The sequence below is a fragment of the Streptomyces coacervatus genome (assembly GCF_029223485.1).
GTDB classification, from domain to species: domain Bacteria; phylum Actinomycetota; class Actinomycetes; order Streptomycetales; family Streptomycetaceae; genus Streptomyces; species Streptomyces coacervatus.
The window spans coordinates 44,036-56,038 of the sequence record NZ_JARHTP010000028.1 but is presented as its reverse complement, the minus strand read 5'-3'; the positions used below and the strand labels follow the sequence as shown (position 1 = coordinate 56,038).

Below are 12,003 nucleotides of genomic sequence, written 5' to 3'. Positions count from 1 at the left end.
CCCGCCAGGCGTGGACGCAGGCTACGCGATCCGCTGTGGGCGTACGTCGCCCGGGAACTTCGCCGACGATCTGCACGCTTGCATACAGTGGCAGGACCGGCAGGAAAACCGCGGCTTGAACCACCGCATCCGCGAGGCGAAGGGACGTACATGCCCATGGGTCACACGGCCACAGACCAGGCAGGCACCGGGGGCCTGACAGCGACCGAGCACCGCCTGGCCAACGGGCTGCGCGTGGTGCTCTCCGAGGACCACCTGACCCCCGTCGCGGCGGTGTGCCTCTGGTACGACGTCGGCTCGCGCCACGAAGTCAAGGGCCGTACCGGCCTGGCTCACCTTTTCGAGCACCTGATGTTCCAGGGCTCGGGGCAGGTCAAGGGCAACGGGCACTTCGAGCTGGTGCAGGGCGCCGGCGGCTCGCTCAACGGCACCACCAGCTTCGAGCGCACCAACTACTTCGAGACCATGCCCGCCCACCAGTTGGAGCTCGCCCTCTGGCTGGAAGCCGACCGGATGGGCTCCCTGCTCGCCGCCCTCGACGACGAGTCCATGGAGAACCAGCGGGACGTCGTCAAGAACGAGCGCAGGCAGCGTTACGACAACGTGCCGTACGGCACGGCGTTCGAGCGGCTGACCGCCCTCGCCTACCCGGAGGGCCACCCCTACCACCACACCCCGATCGGCTCGATGGCCGACCTGGACGCGGCGACCCTGGAGGACGCGCGCGCGTTCTTCCGCACGTACTACGCGCCGGGCAACGCCGTCCTCTCGGTCGTCGGCGACATCGACCCGGAGCAGACGCTCGCCTGGATCGAGAAGTACTTCGGGTCCATCGCCGCGCACGACGGGAAGCCGGCGCCCCGCGACGGCTCGCTGCCCGAGATCATCGGTGAGCAGCTGCGCGAGGTCATCGAGGAGGAAGTGCCGGCGCGCGCCCTGATGGCGGCCTACCGGCTGCCGCACGACGGCACGCGCGAGGCGGACGCCGCCGACCTGGCGCTCACCGTCCTCGGCGGCGGTGAGTCCTCCCGCCTCTACAACCGCCTTGTACGGCGCGACCGTACGGCCGTCGCGGCCGGATTCGGCCTGCTGCGGCTGGCCGGAGCGCCCTCCCTGGGCTGGCTGGACGTGAAGACCTCCGGTGACGTCGAGGTGCCGGTCATCGAGACCGCCATCGACGAGGAGCTCGCCCGGTTCGCCGAACAGGGCCCCACGGCCGAGGAAATGGAGCGCGCCCAGGCCCAGTTGGAGCGCGAGTGGCTGGACCGGCTGGGCACGGTCGCGGGCCGCGCCGACGAACTGTGCCGGTTCGCCGTCCTGTTCGGTGACCCGCAGCTCGCCCTCACCGCCGTCCAGCGGGTCCTGGAGGTGACGGCCAAGGAGGTCCAGGAGGTTGCCAAGGCCCGCCTGCGGCCCGACAACCGCGCGGTGCTCGTCTACGAGCCGCTCTCCGCCGAGTCCGCGGAGCACACCCAGGACGAGGACTTCCCCGAAGACCCCGAGTCCGAAGCCACGGTGGAAGTCACCGACCAGAACGAGGAGGCGGCCAAGTGAGCGAGCTCGCCACGATGCAGTTCCACCCGCAGCCCCGGGCGGGCGAGGCCAGGCCCTGGGCCTTCCCGGCGCCGGAGCGAGGCGCGCTCGACAACGGCCTGACCGTGCTGCGCTGCCACCGCCCCGGCCAGCAGGTCGTCGCCGTCGAGGTGCTCCTGGACGCGCCCCTGGAGGCCGAGCCGGCCGGCTTCGAAGGCGTTGCCACGATCATGGCGCGGGCCTTCTCGGAGGGCACCGACAAGCACTCCGCCGAGGAGTTCGCCGCCGAGCTGGAGCGCAGCGGCGCCACCCTCGACTCGCACGCCGACCACCCGGGTGTACGCCTGAGCCTGGAGGTCCCGGCCTCCCGCCTGGCCAAGGCGCTCGGCCTGCTCGCCGACGCCCTCAGGGCGCCCGCTTTCGCCGACAGCGAGGTCGAGCGCCTGGTCCGCAACCGTCTCGACGAGATCCCGCACGAGCTGGCCAACCCCTCGCGCCGGGCCGCCAAGGAGCTCTCCAAGGAGCTGTTCCCGGCGACCTCGCGCATGTCGCGGCCGCGCCAGGGCACCGAGGAGACGGTCGAGAAGATCGACGCGGCGGCCGTGCGCGCCTTCTACGACCGCCATGTCCGGCCCGCCACGGCCACCGCCGTCGTCGTCGGCGACCTCACCGGCATCGACCTGGACGCACTGCTCGGCGACACCCTGGGCGCTTGGACGGGTTCCTCGGCCGAGTCCCGCCCCGTGCCGCCGGTGACCGCCGACGACACCGGGCGCGTGATCATCGTGGACCGCCCCGGAGCCGTGCAGACGCAGCTGCTCATCGGCCGCGTCGGCGCCGACCGGCACGACCGCGTGTGGCCGGCGCAGGTGCTCGGCACCTACTGCCTGGGCGGCACCCTCACCTCCCGCCTGGACCGCGTCCTGCGCGAGGAAAAGGGCTACACCTACGGTGTGCGTGCGTTCGGCCAGGTCCTCAGGTCCGCCCCGGACGGCTCCGGCGCCGCGATGCTCGCCATCAGCGGTTCCGTCGACACCCCGAACACCGGCCCGGCGCTGCAGGACCTGTGGACGGTCCTGCGGACCCTCGCCGAGGGCGGCCTCACCGACGCCGAGCGCGACGTCGCCGTACAGAACCTCGTAGGCGTGGCACCGCTCAAGTACGAGACCGCGGCGGCCGTGGCGAGCACGCTGGCCGACCAGGTCGAGCAGCATCTGCCGGACGACTACCAGGGGACGCTGTACCAGCAGCTCTCCGCGACCGGCACCGTGGAGGCCACCGCGGCGGCCGTGAGCGCCTTCCCGGTGGACCGCCTGGTGACGGTCCTGGTCGGTGACGCGGCCGAGATCAAGGAGCCCGTCGAGGCCCTCGGGATCGGCGAAGTCAGCGTCGTGGCAGCCGAGTAGAGGCTCGGTCAGCGGCACGCGCGTGTGGGGGCCCTGGTGACTGATGAGTCACCAGGGCCCCTCAATGTCCGAATTGGGGAGAGGTTGCCTGTCTGCCCTGTGGCATGCGCTACAAAAGGCGTGATCCGTTTGGGGATTGAAACTTGCCCCGTTTAGCGTCGTCCGGGCTGTCCGTCAGGCACCGCGCCGCACCCGCGGCACCGGACAGCCATCGCCGAGTCCCCGTACGGCGCGAGCCAGGGGAGCCGGGGACCCATCGCAGTCCCTGGGGTGAATCGGACGCCCGCGCGTGCAGCGAGGGGGTCCGTAGGAGACCTTCCTGCTCCGAACCCGTCAGCTAACCCGGTAGGCGAGAAGGAAGGAAAGGACCAGCCACTACATGGCGTTCACGCGCGCCACCGGGAAGCACCGTCGTCCCACGCGGATGCACCGCACCACCACCCGCGCCGCCGGGATCGCGGCCCTCGCCACCACCGGCGTCGTCGGCAGCCTGGCAGCCCCCGCGCTCGCCGCCGACACCTCCTCCGCCGAGCAGACCGGCCTCACCCCCGTCATCAGCATCGGCGACACGATCGCCGACAAGATCGACGCCCAGGCCGACGCCCAGAAGCAGGCAGCCGAGGAGGCCGCGCTCAAGAAGGCGGCCGCGGAGGCGGCACGCGAGAAGGCCGCCGCGAAGGCCAAGGCGGAGCGCGAGGCGAAGGAGCGCGCCGCCCGTGAGGCCGAGCGCAAGCGCCTCAACACGTTCGTCGCGCCGATAGCCAACTCGTACGTCTCGACCGGCTACCAGGCCAGCAGCAGCCTGTGGTCCTCCGGCAGCCACACCGGCATCGACTTCCACGCCGCGAGCGGCACGACCGTCCACGCGGTCGGCTCCGGCACCGTCGTCGAGACCGGCTGGGGCGGCGCCTACGGCAACCAGATCGTGATCAGGATGCACGACGGCACGTACACCCAGTACGGCCATCTGTCGTCCATCGGTGTCTCGGTGGGCCAGACGGTGACCCCGGGCCAGCAGATAGGCCTCTCCGGCGCGACCGGCAACACCACCGGACCGCATCTGCACTTCGAGGCCCGTACGACCCCCGAGTACGGCTCCGACATCGACCCGGTCGCCTACCTGCGCGCGCACGGCGTGAACGTCTGACGACGGATCGCAAGATCTCCTGAGGCCCGGGCTCCCCTGCCGGGGCTTTCGGCGTTTCTGTCGCCCTGCTGTCCAAAAAATATCCATGGATTCCGGCCCGCCGTCGGAAATTCCGGCTCCGTGCAATAGAGTCACCGATACACGTCAATCATCGACGTTTCACGGGGATTAAGTCGGAGGTCGGTCATGCGTATTCCGGCGCACTCGGTGTGCACGGCGATCCGGGACGACATCGTCGCCGGTGTCTACGAGCGCGGCAGCCGGCTCACCGAGGAACTGCTCGCGCGCCGCTACGGCGTCTCACGCGTCCCCGTGCGCGAGGCCCTGCGCACCCTGGAGGCCGAGGGCTTCGTGGTGACCCGGCGGCACGCGGGCGCGTGCGTCGCGGAACCGAACGAGCAGGAGGCCGCCGACCTCCTGGAGATGCGCATGCTCCTGGAACCGCTCGGCGCCTCCCGGGCCGCCCAGCGGCGCACCGAGGCCCATCTCAAGGTCCTGCGCGGCCTGGTCAGGCTGGGCCAGGAGCGGGCCAGGAGAGGCAACAGCGAGGATCTGCGCTCCCTGGGGGGCTGGTTCCACGAGACGCTCGCCCAGGCCTCCGGCAGCCCCGCGCTGACCTCCATGCTGACCCAGCTGCGCCACAAGATCGCCTGGATGTACGCCGTGGAGGCACCGGCCAACCCCGTGGAGTCCTGGGCGGAGCACGGTGCGATCGTCGACGCCGTGGCCCGCGGCGACAGCGAGCGCGCGCGGGCGGTCACCACGCTGCACACCGAGCGCTCGAGCGCAGCGCACCGGCTGCGCTTCGGCGCCCCGGAGCGGGTGAACGGTGTGAGGAACTCGCAACATCCCGTAAACATGACGGGCCTGCGGCATTAACACGGGCGCCGTATACAAAGAGGGAACAATTTGCGGGGGCATTATTTCTGCTGCCCGTGAGCGGAAATTCTGCTGCCCCGCAGGGGAAATGCAAAGGGCTCGCCCGGCAATTCGGACGAGCCCTTATGTGGTGCGGTGAATCAGACGGTCTCGGGAAGCTCCTCGAGCCCCTCGGAGACCAGCTTCGCCAGACGGTCGAGGGCGACGTCCGCACCCTCGGCCGCGGAGGCGAGGACGATCTCCTCGCCGCCCTGGGCGCCCAGGCCGAGAACGGCCAGCATGGAGGCCGCGTTGACGGGGTTGCCGTCGGCCTTGGCGATCGTCACCGGGATACCTGCGGCCGTGGCGGCCCGGACGAAGATGGAAGCGGGGCGGGCGTGGAGGCCCTCGGCCCAGCCGACGTTGACGCGGCGCTCAGCCATGTGATGCTGCCCTTCAGAGACTCAGGGTTGTCTAGACCAGTTTCCCACAACGTGAAGCGTCTCCGGAGCGGTCCTTCGTCCCGTCCGGGGTGGGCAGTCGGACCGCGGCCTCGGCCCGACTTCCGTCCTTGTTCACTTCTCAACGGACTGCCGTGTTCTCCACAGACTGCCTCGCGCCGCTGTCGGACGCGAGCCGTACTCTGGGGCCCATGCAGACCTCGCCGGACCGGCACGAGTATCCCGCCCACTGGGAGGCCGACGTGGTGCTGCGCGACGGCGGCACCGCACGCATCCGCCCCATCACCGTTGATGACGCCGAGCGCCTGGTCAGCTTCTACGAGCAGGTGTCGGACGAGTCGAAGTACTACCGCTTCTTCGCGCCCTACCCTCGTCTGTCCGCCAAGGACGTCCACCGCTTCACGCACCACGACTTTGTGGACCGGGTGGGACTCGCGGCCACGGTCGGCGGCGAGTTCATCGCCACCGTACGCTATGACCGCATCGGCACCGATGGCATGCCCGCGTCGGCTCCGGCCGACGAGGCCGAGGTCGCCTTCCTCGTCCAGGACGCCCACCAGGGGCGCGGCGTCGCCTCCGCCCTCCTCGAACACATCGGCGCGGTCGCCCGGGAGCGCGGCATCCGCCGCTTCGCCGCCGAGGTGCTGCCCGCCAACACCAAGATGATCAAGGTGTTCACGGACGCGGGGTACACCCAGAAGCGCAGCTTCGAGGACGGCGTCGTACGCCTGGAGTTCGACCTCGAACCCACCGACCGCTCCCTTGCAGTGCAGTACGCGCGCGAACAGCGTGCCGAGGCCCGCTCCGTGCAGCGGCTGCTGGCACCCGGCTCGGTCGCCGTCGTCGGCACCGGCCGCACACCGGGGGGCGTGGGTCGCAGCATCCTCGACAACATTCGTGACGCCGGCTTCACCGGGGCGCTGTACGCCGTGAACAAGGCGCTCCCCGAAGACCTCAAGGAACTCGACGGGGTCCCCGCCCACCGCTCGGTGCGGGACATCGACGGGCCCGTCGACCTCGCGGTCGTCGCCGTGCCGGCCGAGCACGTCCCCGAGGCCGTCACCGAGTGCGGCGAGCACGGTGTGCAGGGACTCGTCGTCGTCTCCGCCGGATACGCCGAGAGCGGGCCCGAAGGGCGCGAGCGCCAGCGTGAACTCGTGCGGCACGCGCGCACGTACGGCATGCGGATCATCGGGCCGAACGCCTTCGGGGTCATCAACACCTCCCCCGAAGTACGGCTGAACGCCTCCCTCGCCCCCGAGATGCCCCGCCCCGGCCGGATCGGCCTGTTCGCCCAGTCCGGCGCCATCGGCATCGCGCTGCTGTCCCGGCTGCAGCGCCGCGGCAGCGGAGTCACCGGCGTCACCGGTGTGTCCACCTTCGTGTCGTCCGGCAACCGCGCGGACGTGTCCGGCAACGACGTCATCCAGTACTGGTACGACGACCCGGACACCGACGTCGTCCTCATGTACCTGGAGTCCATCGGCAACCCGCGCAAGTTCACCCGCCTCGCCCGGCGCACGGCCGCCGCGAAGCCCCTGGTCGTGGTCCAGGGCGCCGGTTCCGCTCCCCAGGGGCACGCGGTACGGGCCACGCGGTTGCCGCACGCGACGGTGTCCGCGCTGCTCAGGCAGGCCGGAGTGATCCGCGTGGACACGATCACCGAGCTGGTCGACGCGGGCCTGCTGCTCGCGCGGCAGCCGCTGCCGGCGGGACCTCGGGTGGCGATTCTGGGGAACTCCGAGTCCCTGGGGCTGCTGACCTACGACGCATGCCTCTCCGAGGGGCTCAGGCCGCTGAGGCCGCTGGATCTGACCACCGGGGCATCGGCGCAGGACTTCCACGCGGCGCTGCTACGGGTGCTCGGGGACGATGCGTGCGATGCGGTCGTGGCGACGGCGATCCCGGCGATCGGAGAGGGTTCGCCAGGGGATGCCGAGCTGGCGGAGGCGCTGCGGTCCGCTGCGGAGGCCGTTCCCGGGAAGCCCGTGCTGGTGGTGCACGTGGAGCTCGGAGGGCTCGCGGAGGCGTTGTCGGCCGCGGCGAGCACCGCACCCCAGCCCGACACGGCGGCGGCCGTCCCCCGCCGGCTCCGCCCGTCGCAGCAACTGCCCGCCCCGGTACGGGCACAGGAACCCGCCGCCCCCGCCGCATGCTCCCGCCTCATCCCCGCCTACCCCGCCGCAGAGCGCGCCGTCCGTGCCCTCGGCGAAGCCGTGAAGTACGCGCAATGGCGGCGCGACAGCGCCGACCCCGGCAAGGTGCCCGAGTACGAGGACACCGACGAGAAGGGAGCGGCCCGGCTCATCGACGGGATGCTCGCGCGCGGGCAGGGGCTCACGCTCGGCACCGAGGAGACGTGCGAGCTGCTCGGGCAGTACGGCATCGCCGTGCGCAAGGCGGTGCCCGCGTTCACCCCGGACGACGCCGTCCGGGCCGCCGAGGCCCTCGGCTACCCCGTCGCCCTCAAGGCCACCGCCCCGCACCTGCGCCACCGCGCCGACCTGGGCGGCGTACGACTGGATCTCGCGGACGAGGAGCAACTGCGGCGGGCCTACGCCGAGTTGACCGGGTTGTTCGGGAAGCCGGAGGAGCTGAGGCCGGTGGTGCAGGCGATGGCACCACGCGGCGTGGACACGGTCGTACGGGCCGTCATCGACCCGGCGGCCGGGGCCGTCCTGTCGTTCGGGCTCGCGGGAGCCGCCTCCCAGCTGCTCGGCGACATGGCGCACCGGCTGGTCCCGGTCACCGACCGGGAGGCGGCCTCGCTGGTCCGGTCGATCCGGACGGCGCCGCTCCTGTTCGGCTGGCGAGGCTCGACACCCGTCGACACACCTGCGCTGGAAGAGCTGCTGCTGAGGGTGTCCAGGCTGGTCGACGACCACCCCGAGGTGGTCGCGGTGACCCTGGAGCCGGTCGTCGTCGCACCCCGCGGTCTGACCGTGCTCGGCGCCTCCGTCCGCCTCGCGCCACCACCCGCCCGCGACGACCTCGGCCCGCGCACTCTTCCCGTCTACTGAGACGGGCACGGAGACAGCCATGACCGGTGCCTCGCAGTCAGTGCACCCCCGTAGGATGGACGTCATGGCCAAGACCAGTACGACGACCCAGGGGCTGCGCGCGGCGATCGAGCGCAGCGGCTACTACCCGGCCCTCGTGGCCGAGGCGGTGGAGGCCGCCGTGGGCGGCGAGCCCATCCGGTCGTACCTGGTCCACCAGGAGACCACGTTCGACGCGAACGAGGTGCGGCGGCACGTCACGGTGCTCGTCCTCACCGGCAACCGCTTCATCGTCAGCCACACCGACGAGCAGGCGGCGGACACCACCTCCCCGACGCCGTACGCCACGACCTCGACGGAATCCGTGAAGATCGGCCGGATCTCCTCGGTCGTGGTCAGCCGTGTGGTCGCCAACCCGGAGCAGTACCAGCCCGGCACCCCGCCCCGCGAGGTCGTCCTCACCATCGGCTGGGGCGCCGTCTCCCGCATCGACCTCGAGCCCGCGGCCTGCGGCGACCCCAACTGCGAGGCCGACCACGGATACACGGGCAGCTCGACGGCGGACGACCTCAGCCTGCGCGTCAGCGAGGCCGGCGACGGCCCCGAGACGGTGCGCCAGGCGCTCGCCTTCGCCCAGTCGCTCTCCGAGGCGACCGCGGACGTCGCCCGCTGATGTCCCAGTCCGCTCCCTGGGACACCCACCCGGAACCCCTCGCCGTCGACTCCGCACCGCTGCCCGAGTACGGCCGCGGCTCCCTCGCCGACCTGCTGCCCACGCTGGCCGCCGGCATGGCCGTACCGGACATGACCGCCGCGATCACCGAGCTGACCCCCGCCGACCGGAACTGCGTGTTCCTGATCGACGGACTCGGCTGGGAGCAGCTGAAGGCACACCCGGACGAGGCCCCGTTCATGACCTCGCTCCTCGGCAGCTCACGCGGCGGCACCGGCCGCCCGCTGACCACCGGTTACCCGGCGACCACCGCAACCTCCCTCGCCTCCGTCGGCACCGGCCTGCCGCCCGGCGCGCACGGCCTGCCCGGCTACACCGCGCGCAACCCGGAGACCGGCGAGCTGATGAACCAGCTGCGGTGGCAGCCGTGGACGTCACCGCGCGCGTGGCAGCCGTATCCCACGGTCTTCCAGCTGGCCGACAAGGCCGGTGTGCACGCCGCCCAGGTGACGTCGCCCACCTTCGAGAACACCCCGCTGACCAAGGTCGCGCTCAGCGGCGGCAGGTTCCACGGGCGGCTGTCCGGCGAGGACCGCATGGACCTGGCCGCCGAGCAACTGGCCGCCGGCGACCGCTCCTTGGTCTACACGTACTACGCCGAGCTCGACGGCGCCGGCCACCGCTACGGCGTCGAGTCGGACACCTGGCGCGGCCAGCTCATGCATGTCGACCGGCTCGTCCAGCGGCTGGCCGAGCAACTCCCGCCGCGCACCGCGCTGTACGTCACCGCCGACCACGGCATGGTCGACATCCCCTTCGACGAACAGCACCGCATCGACTTCGACGAGGACTGGGAGCTGCGAGCCGGCGTCGCCCTGCTCGGCGGCGAGGGCCGGGCCCGCCATGTCTACGCCGTACCGGGCGCCGAGAACGACGTACTGACCGTCTGGCGCGAGGTGCTCGGCGAGCAGTTCTGGGTGGCCTCGCGGGACGAGGCGATCGCGGCGGGCTGGTTCGGCCCGCACATCGACGAGCGTGTGTACGCCCGCATCGGCGACGTGGTCGCGGCGGCCCGCGACGACGTCCTGATCATCGCCTCCGAGCGGGAGCCGAAGGAGTCGGCGATGGTCGGCAACCACGGCTCGATGACCCCTGCCGAGCAGCTGGTCCCCCTGCTCGAAGTACGCTCCTGACGCCCGACCTCCGCCCCTCTTCGCCGAAAGGTGCTCAACTCCCCATGCCCGAGCTGGTGTTCTTCTCCGGAACGATGGACTGCGGGAAGTCGACGCTGGCTCTGCAGATCGAGCACAACCGCTCGGCGCGCGGCCTGGCAGGGATGATCTTCACCCGTGACGACCGCGCGGGCGAGGGCAAGCTCTCCTCCCGCCTCGGCCTGGTCACGGACGCGGTGGAGGTCGAGGACGGACAGGACCTCTACGCGTACGTCGTCGACCACCTCTCGCAGGGCGGCCGCGCCGACTACGTCATCGCGGACGAGGCGCAGTTCCTGGCGCCGGTGCAGATAGACCAACTCGCGCGCGTGGTCGACGACCTGGGCCTCGACGTCTACGCCTTCGGCATCACCACCGACTTCCGCAGCAAGCTGTTCCCCGGCTCCCAGCGCCTGGTCGAGCTGGCCGACCGCGTCGAGGTCCTCCAGGTGGAGGCCCTGTGCTGGTGCGGCGCCCGCGCCACGCACAACGCCCGCACGATAGGCGGCGCCATGGTCGTCGAGGGCGCGCAGGTCGTCGTCGGCGACGTCAACCAGTCGGAAGCCATCGGCTACGAGGTGCTGTGCCGCCGCCACCACCGCCGCCGCATGACGGCCACGACATCCGGCTCGGCGGCGCTGTCCCCGGACGTGCTGCCGGTGTCGCAGATCTGAGCAGGTGGCGGGTCGCGCCCCGTAAGGGGCGCGGGGAACTGCGCGACCAGCCACGATGATGCCGCGGATGAAAGACGGCACATCGCCGCCCCGCGGCGGAGCCGCACATCGGCACAGCCCAGCGGAGCGCCTAGCGCGGGCTCCCGATCAGCGAGAAGCGGGCACCCTCGGGGTCGGCGACCGTGGCCACGCGCCCGTGGGCGCTGTCCCTCGGGGGCTTGAGGACGTGGCCGCCGAGGTCTGTGAGGCGGCCGACCGCGTCGTCCGTGTCGGCGACCTCGAAGTACGTGATCCAGTGCGGGCCCCGGTCGCGGGGGAGGGCGGTGCCCACGCCATGGATGCCGGCGACCGGGCGGCCCTCGATGTGCAGGGTCACGTAGTCGAAGTCGGCGGAGACGACCGGCTCCTCCTCGTAGCCGAAGACCGTCTCGTAGAACTTGGCCACGCTCGCCGATTCGAAGGTCAGCAGCTCGTTCCAGGCCGGGGTGCCGGGCACGCCCGTGATGGCCGTGCCGAGGTGCTCCGCGGCCTGCCAGATGCCGAAGACTGCGCCGGCGGGGTCCGAGCCGATCGCGAGACGGCCGGCCTCGGCGGCGTCCAGGGGCCCCACCCCGATCGTGCCGCCGCACAGCCGTACCGTCTCGGCGGTCAGGTCCACATCGTCCGAGGCGAGGTAGGGCGTCCAGGCGATGGGCAGATGGCGGTCCGGCGGCAGCTGGCCGATGCCGGCCACCTCGTAGCCGTCGAGCAGGGCCCGCGCGTAGGGGCCGAGCTGCTGGGGGCCCGGCTGGAACTCCCAGCCGAACAGCGAACCGTAGAACTCCTGGGTCGCGGCCAAACCGTGCACCATCAGACTCACCCAGCAGGGCGTGCCGGGCGCGTGCCGAGCGTGCGTCTCGCCGTTCGGGCCGGCCGACCCCCGTGCCTCGGTCATCGTCACTCTCTCCTCGACCCCTCGCGGTGGCCGTGTCGCTTCCGCACTCCGGATCCCCGTGCAGATGCTCGCACCACAGGTGCGACGGCGCGCTCCGGGCGCGCCGC

General features: G+C 71.7%; 10 protein-coding genes and 1 riboswitch. Of the genes, 8 read left to right on the top strand and 2 right to left on the bottom strand.

Features of this window, described 5'->3' with window-relative positions; genetic code table 11:
* The first annotated feature begins 156 nt into the window (after positions 1-156).
* From P2Q00_RS45515 to P2Q00_RS45500, 4 genes are all read left to right on the top strand, one after another.
* Complete coding sequence (locus P2Q00_RS45515) at positions 157-1,554, top strand: M16 family metallopeptidase (protein WP_275780716.1); 1,398 nt, start codon at positions 157-159, stop codon at positions 1,552-1,554.
* Positions 1,551-2,939: a M16 family metallopeptidase gene (locus tag P2Q00_RS45510; protein ID WP_275780715.1), complete on the top strand. Its 1,389-nt coding sequence runs from the start codon at positions 1,551-1,553 to the stop codon at positions 2,937-2,939. The genes P2Q00_RS45515 and P2Q00_RS45510 overlap by 4 nt, the downstream gene beginning before the upstream one ends.
* 202 nt (positions 2,940-3,141) lie before the next feature.
* Positions 3,142-3,305: riboswitch (cyclic di-AMP (ydaO/yuaA leader) on the top strand.
* Positions 3,306-3,318: 13 nt separating this feature from the next.
* Entirely contained in the window at positions 3,319-4,086 is a 768-nt protein-coding gene (locus P2Q00_RS45505; protein WP_275780714.1) for a M23 family metallopeptidase, read from the top strand.
* 186 nt (positions 4,087-4,272) lie between these two features.
* Positions 4,273-4,965 carry a GntR family transcriptional regulator gene (locus P2Q00_RS45500; protein WP_275780713.1) on the top strand — a complete coding sequence of 231 codons (693 nt, stop codon included), beginning with the start codon at positions 4,273-4,275 and terminating at the stop codon, positions 4,963-4,965.
* Between the two features lie 140 nt (positions 4,966-5,105).
* On the opposite strand, the gene P2Q00_RS45495 is transcribed toward P2Q00_RS45500, so the two are convergent.
* A complete protein-coding gene (locus P2Q00_RS45495) occupies positions 5,106-5,387 on the bottom strand; it encodes an HPr family phosphocarrier protein (RefSeq protein WP_275780712.1) in 282 nt (93 codons plus the stop codon).
* 209 nt (positions 5,388-5,596) lie between these two features.
* On the opposite strand from P2Q00_RS45495, the gene P2Q00_RS45490 reads away from it, so the two are divergent.
* The 4 genes from P2Q00_RS45490 (at position 5,597) to P2Q00_RS45475 (ending at position 10,962) form a co-directional block, all read left to right on the top strand.
* Positions 5,597-8,425, top strand: coding sequence for a bifunctional acetate--CoA ligase family protein/GNAT family N-acetyltransferase (locus P2Q00_RS45490; protein ID WP_275780711.1), 2,829 nt, complete (start codon positions 5,597-5,599; stop codon positions 8,423-8,425).
* 64 nt (positions 8,426-8,489) lie between these two features.
* On the top strand, positions 8,490-9,077 hold the full coding sequence (locus P2Q00_RS45485) for a DUF5998 family protein (protein ID WP_275780710.1): 588 nt from the start codon (positions 8,490-8,492) through the stop codon (positions 9,075-9,077).
* Positions 9,077-10,270 (top strand): alkaline phosphatase family protein, encoded by a 1,194-nt coding sequence (locus P2Q00_RS45480; protein WP_275780709.1) that lies wholly within the window; start codon positions 9,077-9,079, stop codon positions 10,268-10,270. Before P2Q00_RS45485 ends, P2Q00_RS45480 begins: the two co-directional genes overlap by 1 nt.
* Before the next feature lie 44 nt (positions 10,271-10,314).
* Positions 10,315-10,962: a thymidine kinase gene (locus P2Q00_RS45475; protein WP_275780708.1), complete on the top strand. Its 648-nt coding sequence runs from the start codon at positions 10,315-10,317 to the stop codon at positions 10,960-10,962.
* Between the two features lie 130 nt (positions 10,963-11,092).
* Here the strand turns inward: P2Q00_RS45475 and P2Q00_RS45470 are convergent, their stop codons facing one another.
* Positions 11,093-11,896 carry a VOC family protein gene (locus P2Q00_RS45470; protein ID WP_275780707.1) on the bottom strand — a complete coding sequence of 268 codons (804 nt, stop codon included), beginning with the start codon at positions 11,894-11,896 and terminating at the stop codon, positions 11,093-11,095.
* Positions 11,897-12,003: the final 107 nt, after the last annotated feature.